Source organism: Kitasatospora sp. NPDC057223 (assembly GCF_042669755.1).
In the GTDB taxonomy this organism is placed as follows: Bacteria; Actinomycetota; Actinomycetes; order Streptomycetales; family Streptomycetaceae; genus Kitasatospora.
Window position 1 is genome coordinate 42715 of sequence record NZ_JBHUWW010000040.1, and the last position, 16174, is coordinate 58888.

14 protein-coding genes are annotated in these 16174 nt (G+C 73.1%); 5 read left to right on the plus strand and 9 right to left on the minus strand.

The genetic code is table 11. The features are described from left to right. Positions 1-10 precede the first annotated feature (10 nt). A complete protein-coding gene (locus ACFUK0_RS16795; protein ID WP_380250712.1) occupies positions 11-2962 on the minus strand; it encodes a UPF0182 family protein in 2952 nt (983 codons plus the stop codon). Positions 2963-3148: 186 nt separating this feature from the next. Here ACFUK0_RS16795 and ACFUK0_RS16800 point away from each other — a divergent pair, with 186 nt between their 5' ends. Beyond that, positions 3149-3712 (plus strand): PPA1309 family protein, encoded by a 564-nt coding sequence (locus ACFUK0_RS16800; RefSeq protein ID WP_380250714.1) that lies wholly within the window; start codon positions 3149-3151, stop codon positions 3710-3712. 45 nt (positions 3713-3757) lie between these two features. Here ACFUK0_RS16800 and ACFUK0_RS16805 read toward each other — a convergent pair whose 3' ends face one another. The 4 genes from ACFUK0_RS16805 to ACFUK0_RS16820 form a co-directional block, all read right to left on the minus strand. Further along, complete coding sequence (locus ACFUK0_RS16805) at positions 3758-4837, minus strand: PDZ domain-containing protein (RefSeq protein WP_380250716.1); 1080 nt, start codon at positions 4835-4837, stop codon at positions 3758-3760. A gap of 42 nt (positions 4838-4879) precedes the next feature. Next, complete coding sequence (locus ACFUK0_RS16810) at positions 4880-5074, minus strand: hypothetical protein (protein WP_380250718.1); 195 nt, start codon at positions 5072-5074, stop codon at positions 4880-4882. Positions 5075-5303: 229 nt separating this feature from the next. Continuing rightward, positions 5304-5744: a molybdenum cofactor biosynthesis protein MoaE gene (locus ACFUK0_RS16815; RefSeq protein ID WP_380250720.1), complete on the minus strand. Its 441-nt coding sequence runs from the start codon at positions 5742-5744 to the stop codon at positions 5304-5306. A gap of 119 nt (positions 5745-5863) precedes the next feature. Further along, positions 5864-7012, minus strand: coding sequence for an NAD-dependent epimerase/dehydratase family protein (locus ACFUK0_RS16820; RefSeq protein ID WP_380250722.1), 1149 nt, complete (start codon positions 7010-7012; stop codon positions 5864-5866). A gap of 213 nt (positions 7013-7225) precedes the next feature. On the opposite strand from ACFUK0_RS16820, the gene ACFUK0_RS16825 reads away from it, so the two are divergent. Both ACFUK0_RS16825 and ACFUK0_RS16830 read left to right on the plus strand, forming a co-directional pair. Then, on the plus strand, positions 7226-8788 hold the full coding sequence (locus ACFUK0_RS16825; protein WP_380250744.1) for a zinc-dependent metalloprotease: 1563 nt from the start codon (positions 7226-7228) through the stop codon (positions 8786-8788). Next, complete coding sequence (locus tag ACFUK0_RS16830; RefSeq protein ID WP_380250724.1) at positions 8785-9375, plus strand: NUDIX hydrolase; 591 nt, start codon at positions 8785-8787, stop codon at positions 9373-9375. Before ACFUK0_RS16825 ends, ACFUK0_RS16830 begins: the two co-directional genes overlap by 4 nt. A gap of 42 nt (positions 9376-9417) precedes the next feature. Here the strand turns inward: ACFUK0_RS16830 and ACFUK0_RS16835 are convergent, their stop codons facing one another. From ACFUK0_RS16835 to ACFUK0_RS16850, 4 genes are all read right to left on the minus strand, one after another. Further along, complete coding sequence (locus ACFUK0_RS16835) at positions 9418-10116, minus strand: AIM24 family protein (RefSeq protein WP_380250726.1); 699 nt, start codon at positions 10114-10116, stop codon at positions 9418-9420. 12 nt (positions 10117-10128) lie between these two features. Beyond that, the gene (locus tag ACFUK0_RS16840; protein ID WP_380250728.1) at positions 10129-10821 is read right to left on the minus strand and encodes an AIM24 family protein; all 693 of its coding nucleotides are present in this window, start codon (positions 10819-10821) and stop codon (positions 10129-10131) included. Between the two features lie 36 nt (positions 10822-10857). Further along, positions 10858-12186, minus strand: a complete 1329-nt coding sequence (locus ACFUK0_RS16845) for a TerD family protein (protein WP_380250730.1) — start codon at positions 12184-12186, stop codon at positions 10858-10860. Between the two features lie 126 nt (positions 12187-12312). Then, positions 12313-13065, minus strand: a complete 753-nt coding sequence (locus tag ACFUK0_RS16850) for a M48 family metallopeptidase (RefSeq protein WP_380250732.1) — start codon at positions 13063-13065, stop codon at positions 12313-12315. Positions 13066-13374: 309 nt separating this feature from the next. On the opposite strand from ACFUK0_RS16850, the gene ACFUK0_RS16855 reads away from it, so the two are divergent. Together ACFUK0_RS16855 and ACFUK0_RS16860 are read left to right on the plus strand one after the other, a co-directional pair. Beyond that, a complete protein-coding gene (locus ACFUK0_RS16855) occupies positions 13375-14472 on the plus strand; it encodes a ThiF family adenylyltransferase (protein WP_380250734.1) in 1098 nt (365 codons plus the stop codon). Between the two features lie 175 nt (positions 14473-14647). After that, positions 14648-16012 (plus strand): ABC1 kinase family protein, encoded by a 1365-nt coding sequence (locus ACFUK0_RS16860; protein ID WP_380250736.1) that lies wholly within the window; start codon positions 14648-14650, stop codon positions 16010-16012. Positions 16013-16174 lie beyond the last annotated feature (162 nt).

Genomic DNA, 16174 nt, shown 5'->3' on the forward strand with positions numbered 1-16174 from the left:
GGTCAGCGCCCTACGGGGTCGCGGAGGGCGAGACCGGGGCGGTCGCGGAAGGCGTGGCCGTGGGCGCGGGCGCCGGGCTCGCACCCGCCTTCTGCTCAGCCGTGACGGCCGCGGTCACCGCGTCCTGCAGCGCCTTCTGGGCCTGGCCGTACTTGACCCAGTCGCCCTCCTTCAGCGCCTGGGCGCTGTCGTTGATGGCCTTCTGCGCGTCCTGCAGCGCCTTCTGCACCACCGGGTCGCTGCTGCCGCCGGACGGCGCGGTCGGGGTGGTGGTGGGCGTGTTCGGATCGGTGGGCGCCGTCGGCGTCGTCCCGGTGGCGACCCCGGCGAAGACCTTCTTCAGGGCCTCCTCCAGGGTGTTCTCGAACGCGACGTTGTCGTTCCCGTACACCGCGAGCACCTTCTGCAGCACCGGGTACTTGGCGCCGCGGCCCTTCACGTACACCGGCTCGACGTTGAGCAGGCCGCCGCCGACCGGGAGGGTCAGCAGGTTGCCGTACTCCAGTTGGGAGTCGCCGCCGCTCTTCAGCAGGGTGAGCTGGTTGGCGACCTCGGGGCGGGAGTTGAACTGGGACTGCACCAGGTTCGGCCCGAGGGTCTTGCTGTCGCCCGGCACCTTGAGGATGCGGATCTTCCCGTACTCGGGCCCCGGGTCGGCGCTGACGGCCATGAAGGCCGCCAGGTTCTCCCGGCCGCTGGGCACGAAGGTGGTGGTCAGCGAGAAGCTCGCCGAGGTCACCGCGGGGTCGGGCATCCGGACGGTCAGGTAGTACGGCGGCTGGACCTGCTTGGTGTCGCTGGTCGGGTCGACCGGGATCTGCCAGATGTCGGTGCCGTTGAAGAACGAGCCGGCGTCCGTCACGTGGTACTGGCCGAGCAGTTCGCGCTGCACCTTGAACATGTCCTGCGGGTAGCGCAGGTGCGGCATCAGGGTGGCCGGGATGTCGGCCCGGGGCTTGACGGTGTCCGGGAAGGCCTTCATCCAGGTCTTCAGCACCGGGTCGGCGTCGTCCCACTGGTAGAGGGTGACCTCGCCGGTGTAGGCGTCGACGGTGGCCTTGACCGAGTTGCGGATGTAGTTGACCTTGTTGGCCGCGGTGAGCAGCTCACCGCGCTGGTTGGTGAGCGAGTCCTTGGTGACGGCGCCCAGCGTGGTCTTCGAGGAGAACGGGTAGCCGTCCGAGGTGGTGTAGCCGTCCAGCACCCAGATCAGCTTGCCGTCCTGCACCACGGGGTACGGGTCGGCGTCGATGGAGAGCCAGGGTGCGACCTTCTCGACCCGCTCCTTGGGGGTGCGGTCGTAGATCACCTTGGCGCCGTCGGTGATGGCGCCCGCGTAGAGGATCTGCGGCTCGGCGAACTTCACGGCGTACGCGGCCCGGGTGAACGGGTTGTTCAGCGAGACGCCGCTGCCGCCGGTGTACTGGTAGAGCTTGTCCCCGGTGTCGGTGGTGTAGTCGATCTCCTGGTTGGAGCCGCCGACGATCGAGTAGGTGCCGGTCTTCTCGCCGTAGTAGATCCGCTGCTGGTAGTCCCCGAGGGACCCGGTGGCCGGCAGGCTGGACTCGGTGAAGACCGGCTGCCCCTTGTCGTTGACCTGGTTTCCCTTGGCCGCGACGGCGCCGTAGCCGTGGGTGAACTTGAAGTGGTCGTTGATCCAGTTCCGCTTGTCGCCCTGGACGCCGCTCAGGTCGAGCTCACGCAGGCCGATCACGGTGTCCTGGGCGGTGGAGCCGCTGCCGTAGCGGTCGACGTCCAGGGTGTTCGGGAAGGCGTAGTACGAGCGCTGCTGCTCGATCGACTGGAAGGTCGGCGAGACCACGTTCGGGTCCAGCAGCCGGATGTCCGCGATGGTCTGCGCGTCCGGCTTGAGGGCGTCGGCGTTGGTGGTGGCCTTCGGCGAGTACTGCTGGGTCTGGCTGTCCGCGATGCCGTACGCCTGCCTGGTGGCGTCGATGTTCTTCTGGATGTACGGCGTCTCCTTGGCCTGCTCGTTCGGCTTGACCTGGAACTGCTGGACGATCGCCGGGTAGACCCCGCCGATCAGCACCGCCGAGAGCGCCATCAGCCCGAAGCCGATCAGCGCCGGCGCCCAGGTGCGGCGCACCGGCGTCAGGAAGAACAGCACCGCGCAGATGATCGCGACGAAGAACAGGATGGTCTTGGCCGGCAGGAACGCGTTGGCGTCCACGTAGCGCAGGCCCGTCCAGCCGTCCACGCCCTTGAAGGTGCCGGTCTTGACCGCCAGCGCGTACCGGTCCAGCCAGTACGCCACGGCCTTCAGCAGGACGAACAGGCCGAGCAGCACGGCCAGGTGCCCCTGCGCGCCGACACTCGCCCGGCGCCCGGGGCCCTGCAGCCGCAGGCCCCCGTACAGGTAGTGCACCAGCACGGAGGCCAGCAGGGCGACGATCACCGCGCTGAAGGCGAAGCCGAGCAGGAACTCGTAGAACGGCAGATCGAAGGCGTAGAAGGAGACGTCCAGATTGAACTGACTGTCCTTCACGCCGAACGAGGTCGCGTTCGTCCACAGCAGCCAGGTCCGCCACTGGCCGGACGCGGCGGCGCCGGCCACCAGGCCGATCAGCAGCGAGACGCCGATCAGCACCCAGCGCTTGAACGGGGCGATGCCCGCCCGGTAGCGGTCCAGGCTCTGCTGCTCCACCGACATCGCCGACAGCGGCGGGCGCAGCCGGTGGGCCAGCCAGATGTTGGTGCCGACGAACGCCGCCATCAGCAGGCCGACGACGGCGAACAGGCCGACCTTCGTCCACAGCTGGGTGGTGAAGACCGAGGAGTAGCTGACGGACTTGAACCAGAGCCAGTCCGTCCAGAAGCCGGCGAACATGACGAACAGCAGGAACAGCACCGCGAGCACGCCCACGGTCAGCAGCAGTACCCGCGTGCGCCGCGAGGGTGGGCCCACTCTGGGCCGGAAGCCCGGTCCTGATCGGTCGGGCATCTGGAACACCACGGTGGCACCTCGGCTGTGTCGTCTCGAATCGTTCGGTCCTCCATGCAACTTAATCAGTCTTTACCTGAGTTCCCAGGCTTTGCAGACGGTTCGGTACCGGTTCCCCCCGGGGACATCCGCGGGCGGCCGCCGCCGGGCGCCCGGCGGCCCCGCGACCCGTGTGAGGATTGGGGTATGTCCGATGCTTCCAACACCCCGTCCGACGTCTCCAGCCTCCCCGCCGCGACCCCGCTGACCCGGGCCGCGCTGGAGATCGACGAGTACGCCTCCACCCTCGGCTGGGACCTCCCGGCCCGGCTGTTCGCCCTGGTGGACAGCGCCCAGCTGCGCCGGTCCGACCCCAAGCTCGCCAAGCAGCTCGGGCTGACCGGCTCCGACGAGCCCGGCCTCACCCCGATCGAGCAGGACGAGCTGCCGTCCGGCATGGAGCTGGACAAGTTCCTCGGCACGATCGCCTGGCCCGACATGATCGCCGGCTGCGCGCTGGTGGTCGAGCGCCTGATGCTGCCGCCGGACGCCGAGCGCAGCCGCCCGAAGAACGCCACCGAGGCGCAGCTCGCCGACTGGGTGGCGAACCACCCGAAGCGCGAGGAGATCCGGATCACCGCCGCCGTGCTGCGCGACGGCAAGCGCGAGACCGCTCTGCGGCTGCGCTCCAAGGACGTCGCGCGCGAGGTGCTGACCGGCCCCGACCTGGTGCCCGGCCTCACCGACGCACTGCTGGCGACCTTCGCCTGAGAACCCGGACGGAGCCCGGCGCCGGGCCGCCGGCCCCGCGCTCCGTCAGCGGGCGCAGGACGGCAGCGCCGAGATCTGCCCGGAGCGGACCTGCTCCAGCGACTTCAGCGCGCCGTCCAGCGTCTCCGCCTTGATCAGGGTCAGCCCGCCCGGGGTCGCCCCGGCGGCCTCGGCGCAGTTGTCGGCGGGCGTGAAGAAGTACTCGGCGCCGGCGTTGCGGGCGGCGATCAGCTTCATCGCGATGCCGCCGATCGGGCCGACCTTCCCGTCGTCGGTGATCGTCCCGGTGCCGGCCACGAACTTGCCGGCGGTGAGGTCCTCGGGCGTCAGCTTGTCGACGATGCCGAGCGAGAACATCAGCCCCGCGCTCGGCCCGCCGACGTCCTGCAGGCCGATGTCGATCTTGAACGGGTAGGTGTGGTCGGTGCCCGGGCGGATCCCGACGACCGCGCGGTCCGAGTCGGCCGCCTTGGCGGTGGTGATCGTCACCTGGACCTCGTCCGCCGGGTCGGGCGTCGTGCTCGCCTTCCCGTGCGGGAGCACGGTGAAGACCACATCCTCACCGGGCTTGTGCTGGGTGACCAGCTTGGCCACCTGGTCCTCCGAGGTGATCGCGGTGCCGTCCACCGCGACGATCTGGTCGCCCGCGTGCAGCTTGCCCTCCGACGGGCTACCCGCCACCACGGAGACCACGATCACCTCGGTGCCGACCGGGAAGCCCAGCTCGTTCAGCGCCGCCGTCTTGGCGCTGTCCTCGGAGGAGGCGAACTCCTCGGCGTTCTGCTGCTGCGCCTCCTGGTCGGTCTGCCCGGGCGGGTACACGTTCTCGTGCGGCACCACCAGGACGTCGTTGCGCAGCCAGCCGACCACGGCGGAGACCAGGCTCGGCTCGTACTTCGCGCCGGTGACCTGGACGGTGGTCATGTTGAGGTGCCCGGTGGTCGGGAACGTCTCGTGCCCGGTGATGGTGATGACCGGCTTGCCCGTCTTGTCCTGCACGCCGAGCGTGTTGTACGTCGGCCCGGGGCTCATCTCCGTGTACGGCACCTTCATCAGCACGGAGGCGCAGAGCAGTGCTATCAGCAGCAGGGTGGCGGCGAGCATCGTCGCAGAGCGGCGTGGCATGGCACGACAGTACGGGACGAAGCTGAGCGGGCGCCCCCCGGGCTACCGGCCCGGACGGTCCGTCGGGGCCCGGCCGGAGCCCGAGGTGGTGCGTTCCATCGCGGCCAGAAAGCGCCGGTGCTCCGCCAGTGAGGCCGGGTCTCCGGCGTCCCTGGGGGTACGGCCGGCCCACAGGGCCCAGATACCGGCCAGCAGCGCGGCAACAGCGGGGATGATCAACCAGGCGAGCGCACCCATATCCGTACTCCCAGCTCGTCGTGTCTATGAGCAGATTAACCACCCGCAGAGACAACGGACGCGGCGCCATCCGGGTTACGGCGGGCCGGGCGGCCCGCACTCACCCGCCCGCGGGGCACGGCCCCGTGCGCGGCCCGGCGCCGGGCGCGCGGCAGCCCCGGCCGGGGCGGTACGTACACAGCGGCCGCCTTCGCCCGAACGGGTGAGAGGGGGCCGCCGCGGGTGACGCTCAGCAGGAGCCGGCGCCGACCCACTCCTCCTCGCCGTCGGAGAACACCTGGTGCTTCCAGATCGGCACCTCGTGCTTGAGGTCGTCGATCAGCCGGCGGGCGGCCGCGAAGGCCTCGCCCCGGTGGGCGCAGGAGACCGCGACGATCACGGCCTTGTCGGTGATCTCCAGCCGGCCGATCCGGTGCACCGCGGCGAGCGCCCGAACGGGGAAGTCCGCGACGATCTTCTCGGCGATCCGCCGCATCTCCTGCTCGGCCGTCGGGTGGCAGCTGTACTCCAGCGCGCTGACGGACTTGCCGCCGTCGTGGTCGCGGACCGTGCCGACGAAGACGGTCGTCCCGCCGGCCGCGTCGTCCCCGACCGCCTCGTAGACCTCGTCGAGGGAGAGCGGGGTCTCACGGATCGCGAGCAGGCGGATGGGGTCGTGGTTCTCGGACATGCCCCCATGATTCCTCATCGTAGGCGGGCTTGGGCAAGAGCCTTCCGCATCACGATTGCGAAATTTCGCATCGTGAGAACCGATGGCTGATCGTGAGAACCGATGACTGCCGGACGCCGTCAGAAACGGCGCCGCTTGCGGGCCCGGCGGACCAGCGCCGCCGTACCGACCAGGGCCACCGTCGCACCGGCCGCGCCCAGACTGGTCGCCGCCTCCTTGCCGCCGAGCCGCCGGCCGGCCACCGCGTGCTTGCCGGCCACCTGCGCCAGCAGCTCGGCCAGCACCTGCTCGTTCGAGTGCACCGGCCGCCAGCCCGCCTCGTGCAGCCGGCTGCCGGAGACCACCCACGGGTACATCGTGTAGGCCAGGTCCCCCGCCGGGGCCGGGGTCAGGCCGAGCCGGTGCAGCCGGGCGGCGGTGCCGAGCGCCAGCGCGGCCGGCAGCTCCATCCGGCGGATGCCCGACAGCTTCTCGACGTCCTCCTGCTCCAGCCAGCCGTCGCAGCCGACCGTCACCTCGCCCTCGACCAGGCCGAGCGCCGCGTACTCCAGCGCTGCCGCCAGGTCGTCCACGTGACAGAACTGCCAGCACGGCCGGGAGCCCGCCACCACCAGCAGCCGCGGCGCCTCGAAGTGCCTGGTCAGCACGGTGTCGATGCCCGGCCCGACCACCACGGCCGGACGCAGCACCGTCACCTGCAGGCCGGGGTGGGCGCGGGGGGCGCGCCGGGCGAGCCGCTCGATCTCCAGCAGGTCGCCGACCAGCGACGCCTCCTCGGTGGCCCGCAGCTCCGAGTCCTCCGCGAGCGGCACCTCGTTGTCGGCCAGGGCCCCGTAGACCATCGCGGAGGTGCAGAGCACCACCCGGCTCACCCCGGCGGCCGCGGAGGCGGTCAGCACCGTCTGCGCGCCCCGCACGTTGTACGCGCTCCGGGCGCGCGGGTCGGTCTCCATGCCCAGGTCCATCGCCAGGTGGACGACCACGTCGACCCCGGCCAGCCGCTCGGCCACCGCCGGGTCCCGGACGTCCAGGACCCGCCACTGCACACCGGGCACCTCGCCGCGGCGGTCGTCGATCGCCAGCACCTTGCGCACCCCCGGGGAGGCGACCAGGCGGGCTGCGACCCGCTCACCGAGCACACCGGCGGCGCCGGTGACGGCCACGATCAGCGGCTTGCCGCCGTAGGCTGGAGGCGGCGACACCGTGGTACGTGGGTCGTCCTCACCTCCGGTCAGCCCAGAGCGAACGTCCGAAGGCGGGGAACTCACCGGCCATCCTCCACGGTTAGCTTATGTGCGTACGTACGAGTGTTACGTACCGACCATCCTGCCCGAGGCGAAGGCCCGGCGGTGCACCCGGCGCGGGCCAGACCGCGCGGGAGCCGCTCACCGGCTGTGAGTTTCGACTCCGCCCACCACCCCGGGCCTGCAGACTTCCCCCGCCACACCACCCGCGTGACGGCCGACCAGATCGAGGAACCCGTGAGCGATCTCCCCTTCGGATTCGGTGTTCCGCCCGAGGAGCCCGAGGACGGCAAGGACGGGCGCGACAAGGACGGCAAGGCCGACAAGAACGCCGGAGGTGCGGGCGGCCCGGCCGACCCCACTCCCCCGCAGCCCTTCGGCTTCGGTGCGGGCAACCCGCTCGGGGCGCTCTTCGGCATGGGCGCGCCGGGCGGCACGCCCAGCGCGGACAACCCCTTCGGCGCGATGCTCGGCGGCCTCAACCCGGCCGACCTCGGCGCGGCGTTCCAGCAGCTCGGGCAGATGCTGTCCTTCGACGGCGGCCCGGTGAACTGGGAGCTGGCCAAGGACATCGCCCGGCAGACCGTGGTCGCCGAGCCGGCCGAGGGCAAGAGCAAGGACCGCTCGGTGAGCGCCGCCGAACGCTCGGCGGTGGCCGAGGCCGTCCGGCTCGCCGACCTCTGGCTGGACACCTCCACCGAGTTCCCCTCCGGCGCCGGCACCGCCGTGGCCTGGAGCCGCGCGGAGTGGATCGAAGCCACCCTGCCGGTCTGGAAGGACCTGGTCGACCCGGTCGCCGAGCGGGTCGGCAACGCGATGGGCGGCGTGCTCCCCGAGGAGATGCAGGCCATGGCCGGCCCGCTGATGGGCGTCATGCGCTCCATGGGCGGCGCCATGTTCGGCACCCAGATCGGCCAGGCGCTCGGCGCGCTGGCCGCCGAGGTGGTCGGCTCCACCGACGTCGGCCTGCCGCTCGCCCCGGCCGGCAAGGCCGCGCTGCTCCCGCAGAACGTCGCCGAGTTCGGCGAGGGCCTGGCCGTGCCCGCCGACGAGGTGCGCCTCTACCTGGCCCTGCGCGAGGCCGCCCACCAGCGGCTGTTCGCCCACGTGCCGTGGCTGCGGGCCCACCTGTTCGGCGCCGTCGAGGCGTACGCGCGCGGCATCAAGGTCGACACCGGCCGGATGGAGGAGCTGGCCGGCCAGCTCGACCCCAGCAACCCCGAGGCGCTCCAGGAAGCCCTGGCGAACGGCCTGCTCCAGCCCGAGGACACACCCGAGCAGAAGGCCGCGCTGGCCCGGCTGGAGACGGCGCTCGCCCTCGTCGAGGGCTGGGTCGACGCGGTGGTGCACAGCGCCGCCGAGCCGCACCTGCCGCAGGCCGGCGCGCTGCGCGAGACCGTCCGCCGCCGCCGGGCCGCCGGCGGCCCCGCCGAGCAGACCTTCGCCACCCTGGTCGGGCTGGAGCTCCGCCCGCGCCGGCTGCGCGACGCCTCCCGCCTGTGGGCGTCGCTGGCCGACGCGCGCGGCGTCGAGGGCCGCGACGCCCTCTGGCAGCACCCGGACATGCTGCCGACCGCCGCCGACCTCGACGACCCGGACGGCTTCGTGCACCGCGACACCGCCGGCGGCGACGAGGGCGGCTTCGACTTCGACGCCCTCGACAAGCTGCTCGGCGAGGCGGCCGCCGACCAGGTACCGGGCACCGGCCCCGCCGAGGCGGCCGACCCGCAGGCGGACGCCACCGAGCGGGACGGCAAGCAGGACGGGAAGCAGGACGGGAAGGACGAGCCCACCGCATGACGGTCACCGAGACGAGCGCGACGGCCCTGCACACCGACGCCGTCCGCGCCCTGGAGGGCTGGCGGCCGGCCGATCCGGACCAGGAGCAGCTGCGGCGCGACTACCTGTCCCACCTGGCCGGCCACGAGGACGGGCTGTTCCGCTCCTGCCTGCCCGCGCACGTCACCGCCAGCGCACTGGTCGTCGACCCCGCCGCCGGGCGGGTGCTGCTGACCCTGCACCCCAAGGTCGGCATCTGGCTCCAGATGGGCGGCCACTGCGAGCCGGGCGACCCGGCGCTCGCGGCGGCCGCGCTGCGGGAGGCGACCGAGGAGTCCGGCATCCCGGACCTCGCCCTGTTCGCCCCCGGCGGCGGCGGGCCCGCTCCGGTGATGCTCGACCGGCACCTCGTGCGCTGCACCGGCAAGGACCGCCCGGAGAACACCCACCTGGACGTCCAGTACGTCGCGGTGGCGCCGCCCGGCGCCGAGGCGCTGATCAGCGAGGAGTCGCTGGACCTGCGCTGGTTCGACTACGACCGGCTGCCCGAGCTGACCGACCACTCCGTCCGCGCGCTGGTCGCCCGGGCCCGGGAGCTGACGGCCTGAGCCCGCGTCGCGTGGAGGACGCCCTCCACGCGACGCGCGCCGCTACAGCAGCCCGGCCACCGGCACCCGCTGCGGAGCGAGCAGCTCGCTCGGCTGCACCAGGACGATGCCGCTGCCGGTGAAGGCCATCTCCCAGCCCTCGGTGGCCGTACCGCGCCGGCGCCAGGCCTCGGTGTTGCTGCTCTGCGCCTGCAGCTGCACCTCCAGCCCCGAGGACCAGCCCACCACCGCGTCGGCGTCCGCGTACACGTAGCGCTCCGGCTCCACCCGCATCACCAGCGGCTGGCCGGAGGTCATCAGGACCAGCCGGCCGGTGCCGGTGAGCTCCAGGCTGTGCCTGCCGACCCCGGCGATCCGCTCGCCGCCCTCGATGCCGACGACCTGCCAGCTGATGGTGGAGTCCAGCGCCAGTACGTACGTACTGGTCACCGTGAGCTTCTCCCGCTGCAGGTCCAGGATGTGCAGGTGCTGGGCGAGGTTGGCGAGGTAGACCGTGCCGGTGCCGGTGCACTTCATCAGGTCGAGCGCGGTGGGCTGCTGCTGGCGTGCGCCGCGGCCGCGGCCGCCCGCGGGCGGCTCCCAGCCGGTGAACTGCACCTTGCCGGTGTGCGCGACCATCGCGCCGCTGCGGGCCAGCACGGCGGCCCGGCCGTCCAGGGCGACCCGCAGCATCTGCGGGTTCTGCAGGGCGAAGCGCTCGTCGCCGGTCAGGACGGTGTGATCGAGAAGGGGGCTCTGCACGGTACTCGCTCCTCAGCCGCGGATCTTGAGTCGGTCGGAGGTGTCCTCGCTGGGCTGGACGACGACGAAGCCCGCGCCCCTGAAACCCAGCTGGAGGGCCTCGCCACTGCCCCGGCCGATCAGCGCGCCGACCTTCACGGACCGCTTGGCCCTGACCTCCAGCCCGGTGGTCCAGGCGACCAGCGCGTCCGGGTCGACGTAGGTCTCCGCCTCCGCGCAGTCCAGCACCACCGGCACGCCCCGGGAGGTGACCGAAACCCAGCCGCTGCCCGCGACGGTGACGTTGAACAGCCCCGTGCCGGCCAGCATCGCCGGGCCCTTCACCTTCTCGACCTTGCAGGTCAGCGCCGCGTCCATGGCCAGCAGGTGCGAGCCGTTGACGGACAGCGACTCGTTGTCGAGCTGGAGGTTCAGCACGTCGGCGCCGAAGTCGGCCAGGTAGAGGGTGCCGTCACCGCTCCACCGCAGCAGCGGGCTGCGCTCGCCCGACGCCCACTCGCCGAGGGCCCGGCGGAAGGTCTGCGACACCGCCTCGTACTGCAGGAAGCCGTCGTACGCGATCATCGCGCCCGGCTTCGCCAGCACGTCCTGGCCCGTCGTCACCGCGACCCGGCACATCGCCGCCCCGTGATTGCTCATCCGGGCCGCCGCCGGGGCCTCCAGGTACCCCTCCAGGTACGTGCCCGAGAGCGTCTGCCTCTGCATGGAACTCGCCTGCCTCTCCCCGACTCCTACGGACACTCAGACCTCGAACGGCTGGACCACGACGAAGTTGCCCGGCCCGCCCCTGAACTGCAGGCTGTACGACTCCGCCGTGTGCCCGGCGTACGCCGAGCGCCTGATCCGCACCGGTGCGGTGGTGATCACCTGGGCGCCCTTGGACCAGGCCACCAGGGCGTTGATGTCGGCGTACGTCTCCGGCGCCGGGGTGACCGGCAGGACGACCGGAACGCCGTTGGTCTTCACCACCACCGTGCCGTGCCCGGTGAACTGGAGGGTGAAGAAGCCGCCGCGCGGCAGGCCCTCGCCCTCGATCCGGCGCACCTCATGCTCCAGGCCGGCGTCGAACGCCAGCACCCGGTCGGCGCTCACACAGATCGAGTCGCCCTCCAGCCGGACGACGTGCAGGTGGCTCGCCTCGTCCGCGAGGAACACCTGCCCCTCGCCGGAGACCCGCATCAGCTTCAGCTGCTGGCCGGTCAGGTTGCCGGTCAGCTTGCGCAGCATGCCGGAGCCCTCGTGCGCGAAGTCCGCCCTGCCCTGGTAGGCGACCATGCTGCCCTGCAGGGCCAGGACGTCCTGGCCCTTCGTCAGGGTGTAGCGCACCAGGTGGTCGTTCTGCTGCACCCAGCCGGTCTGCTCGGGAAGCTCGGCGTACTTGGTGAGCGAGATCTTCACCCCGGGAGCCTGGACCGGAGCCTGGACCGGAACCGGAACCGGGGCCGGCGGCTGGACGGGGATCTGCAGGGTCGGCTCGTGGGCCGCGACGGCGGGCGGGGCAGGAGACCGGGCCGGGGGCCGGGCGGCGGGCTCGTCCTCTTCGAGGACCTCGCCGCCGAAGTTCTCCAGCAGCGCCTGCAGACCGCCGTCGAAACCCTGGCCGACCGCCGCGAACCGCCACTCGCCGCCCCGCCGGTAGACGTCCGCCAGCATCACCGCGCGCTCGGTGCTGAACTCCGCACCGGTGAAGCTGTAGCGGCCGACCTCGGCACCGTCCGCGACGATCCGCACGTACCCCGAGGCCACCTGGGACATCTGGCCGCCGCCGTCGATGGTCGCGGTCAGGCTGAGCTTGTGGATGGCCTCCGGAACCCGCGGCAGCATGATCCGGAAGGACTCCGTGTCGTCCTGCTGGGGCCCCAGCAGCCGCACCGCCTCCTCCGGGCTGGCGGGCTGGTTGAAGAAGACGAAGTACCGGTCGTCACTGAGCCGCTCGTCGGCGTCCAGCCCGAAGCAGCTGATGTCGAAGGTGAGCCCGGGAGCCGTCAGACCGATGCCCAGGTACAGATCGGTGGACGGCGTGAGGTCGCCGATGCGGATGCGCGACGCCTTGGCGAGTTCCCTGGTCATGGCGGTGAGATCGCCCTCCCCTGTGTACCGACCTGCTCTGAGCCGACCTGATTGCGCGACCCTATCCCAGGGGCCCGGGCCGCCAGCAGGCTCCGCCCCCGCAGACCGCCCGCCGCAGGGGTGGCACTACCCGCAGGCGCCGCCCGACGGGGCGCCCTGCTCCGGGCCGGCCCCGGCCGGGCTCTCGCCCCTCGCCCCGGGGATGTGCGGCAGCCGGGCCGCCGACACCACGCCCTCCAGGTAGCCGCGCGCCCGCTCGGTGCGCGGGTAGGCCTCCAGCAGCGCCCAGAACCCCGCGCCGTGGTCGGGCACCAGAAGATGGGCCAGCTCGTGCAGCAGCACGTAGTCGACCACGTACTCGGGCATCCCCTGCAGGCGGTGGGAGAGCCGGATCGTCCCCTCGCTCGGGGTGCAGGAACCCCAGCGGGAGTTCTGGTTCGTCACCCAGCGGACCTGCCCGGGCCTGGCCCGCCCGCCCAGGTACGCGGCGGACAGCTCCCGCGCGCGCACCGCGAGCGCGTCGTCGCCGAGCACCCGGCGGCTCTCCTGCGCGGCCAGCTTCTCCAGCATCTGGGTGACCCAGCGCTGTTCCTCGGCCGGCGACATCCGGGCCGGGATCAGGACGACGGTGCGGTCGCCCTCGCGGTAGGCGGAGACCGTCCGGCTGCGGCGGGCACTGCGGCGGACCTCGACCCGCGAACGGTCGAAGGCCTGCTCCTGGCCGCGCGGGCCCGGATCGGCGGGAAGCGCCTGCGCGGGGGGCGCCTGCGCTGCCGGAGCCGGCCGCCCACGCGTGCTCGGCGTCGCGACTCCCGGCCCGGACGCTGCACGGGCACGCCGACGCGACGCCGGGGGATGGGGTTCCCGTTCGGCCGCCATGCCACCCGACGTTACCTGTTACCCCTGACAGAAGTCCGCAGCCGTGGCCGAAATCTTTCGTGGAGTGATCGCGAACGAAAGGCCTACGGCGGATGACGCCTTCGTGAGGCCGGGTCGGACGGAAAGTTATCCACAGGGTGTGCGAAGAGATCGTCCGATCATGACCCCGGGGCTGTGGACAGCGCGGTACCCGGCCCACGCCCGATCGGGCATCCTGCCGTCAACGCCCCCGCCGGGGCGCCGCCGCGACCGGGCCCTGTCCGCCCGCCGTCCGGCCCGCTGTCCGGATCCGACCTGGAGGGACACCACATGCGCCCGGTGCTCAAGCCCGCCCTCTCCCGCGCCTGGCGGGACTCCGAGACCCTGCAGTTCGGCACCGTCCACCGCGACGCCCGGGTCGTCGAACAGGCCGGCCCGGCCTTCTGCTCCTTCCTCGGGCTCCTCGACGGCGGCCGGGAGCGCCCGGAACTGCTCGACGCCGGCGAACGCCTCGGCCTCGGCCGCGAGACCACCGGCGAGCTCCTCGACTCACTGGAGAAGGCCGGGCTGCTCGACGACGAAGCGGCCACCCGGGAGGCGCTCGCCCGCTACCCGCAGCCGCACCGCGACCTGCTCGGCCCCGACCTCGCCTCGCTCTCCCTCGTGCACCCCGAGCCCGGCGCCGCACCGGCCGTGCTGAGCGCCCGGGCGGCGGCCCGCGTGGAGGTGCGCGGCGCCGGACGGGTGGGCACGGCGGTGGCGGCCGTGCTCGCGGCGGGCGGCGTCGGCGCCGTCACCGTCGTGGACGGCGGCCGGGTCACCCCCGGCGACTGCTCCCCCGCCGGCCTCCCGCCCACCGAGGTCGGCCGGCTGCGGGCCACGGCCGCCCGCACCGCCGTCCAGCGCGCCACGGGCCGGGGGCCGGCCGCGCCGCAGCGCCGCGCCCCCGCCGGCGCGCACGCGGCCCCGCCCTCGCTCGTGGTGCTCGCGCCCCGCGACGGCAGCGGCGCCTTCGCGGGCGGCGCCGTGGGGGCCCGCAGACTGATGCGGGCCGGAGTACCCCACCTGTACGTCGGCGTGCTGGAGCACCTCGGCGTGGTCGGGCCGCTCGTCCTGCCCGGCGCCTCGGCCTGCGGCGGCTGCCTCGCCCTCACCCGCAGCGACGAGGACGCGGCCTGGCCCCGGCTGCTCGCCCAGCTCGCCGACGACGGCCCCGGGCGGCCCCGCACCCCGGCCTGTGACAGCGCCCTGGCCACCGCCGTCGCCGGGCTCGCCGCCCTGCACGTGCAGCTGTACCTCGACGGCACCCGGCCGCCGAGCATGGACGGCTGGTGCGAGGTGTCGGCCGTCGACGGCCTCGCACGGCGGCTGCGGCTGACCGGCCACCCCGACTGCGGCTGCCTGTGGCAGCCCGCGGCCCTGCGCTGAGCACCCGGGCCGGGCCGACCGCGGCGCCGCCCGGGTGCCGTACTGTCAGCCCTCCCGCACTCTCCACAATTCGGCCGGGCCCGACCGGCGAGCGGGCACAATGGCGTAGTGACCGCTGCCCTCGGACCTCGCAGCTAGCGAAGGCCGCCCGGGGGCGTCTGACTGGGAGGCCCGGGTGAGCGATCTTCCGCGCAAGGCAATGACCCGCACGGCAAGGCTCGCCGCTCTGCCGCTGGGGATGGCCGGCCGGGCCACGCTGGGCCTGGGCAAGCGGCTCGGCGGGCGCTCCGCCGAGGTGGTGACGGCCGAGCTCCAGCAGGCCACGGCGGACCAGCTCTTCAAGACCCTCGGCGAGCTGAAGGGCGGGGCGATGAAGTTCGGGCAGGTGCTGTCCGTCTTCGAGGCCGCCCTGCCGGAGGAGGTCGCCGGGCCCTACCGGGCCGCGCTGACGAAGCTTCAGGACGCCGCGCCCCCGATGCCCGCCGCGAAGGTGCACGCCGTGCTCGCCGAGCGGATGGGCAAGGGCTGGCGCAAGCAGTTCAAGAGCTTCGACGACAAGCCGGCCGCCGCCGCCTCGATCGGGCAGGTCCACCGGGCCGTCTGGCACGACGGGCGCCGGGTCGCGGTCAAGGTGCAGTACCCCGGCGCGGGCGACGCGCTGCTCGCGGACCTCTCCCAGCTGAGCCGGGTGGCCTGGCTGGTCGGCCCGCTCATCCCCGGGCTCGACATCAAGCCGCTGATCACCGAACTGCGCGAGCGGGTCTCCGAGGAGCTGGACTACGCCCTGGAGGCGGCCGCGCAGCGCCGGCACGCCGAGGAGTTCGCCGGGGATCCCGACATCCTCGTCCCCGGCGTGGTGGCCCAGGCCGACCAGGTGCTGGTCACCGAGTGGATGGACGGCACCCCGCTCGCCGAGGTGATCGCGAACGGCACCCAGGAGGAGCGCGACCGGGCCGGGCACCTGCTCGCCCGCTTCCTGTTCGCCGGCCCGTCCCGCACCGGGCTGCTGCACGCGGATCCGCACCCGGGCAACTTCCGGCTGCTCAAGGACGACGGCCCGGCCGAGGGCTGGCGGCTCGGCGTCCTGGACTTCGGCACCGTCGACCGCCTCCCCGACGGGCTGCCGCGCCCGATCGGGGACTCGCTGCGGATGGCCCTGGCCGGCGACGCCACGGGCGTCCTGGAGATGCTCCAGGAGGAGGGCTTCGTCAAGCCCTCGATCCGGCTGGACCCGGACGCCGTCCTCGACTACCTGCTGCCGATGATCGAGCCCGCCCGCGTCCAGGCCTTCCACTTCACCCGGACCTGGATGCGCGCCCAGGCCGCCCGGATCGCCGACCCGCGCTCCCCCGCCCACAACCTGGGCAAGCAGCTCAACCTGCCGCCCTCGTACCTGCTGATCCACCGGGTGACCCTGAGCACGATCGGCGTGCTCTGCCAGCTCGGCGCCGAGGCACCGCTCCGGGCCGAGATGCTGGAGTGGCTGCCGGGCTTCGCCCGGGACGGCGTGCCCCGGCAGGACGTGACGACGAAGCGCTGACCGCCCGTCGGTGCCCCGGCGGGCCCGGCACACGGCGATGGCCCCGACCCCCCACGGGGTGCAGCCAACCCCCGGTCACGGGGGGCGCCCCCCGGGGGCGCACCCGGGGGGGGGGGGCGGCGACAAAAAAAAAGGGACAGGCCCCGCCGTTAGGGGCCCCCC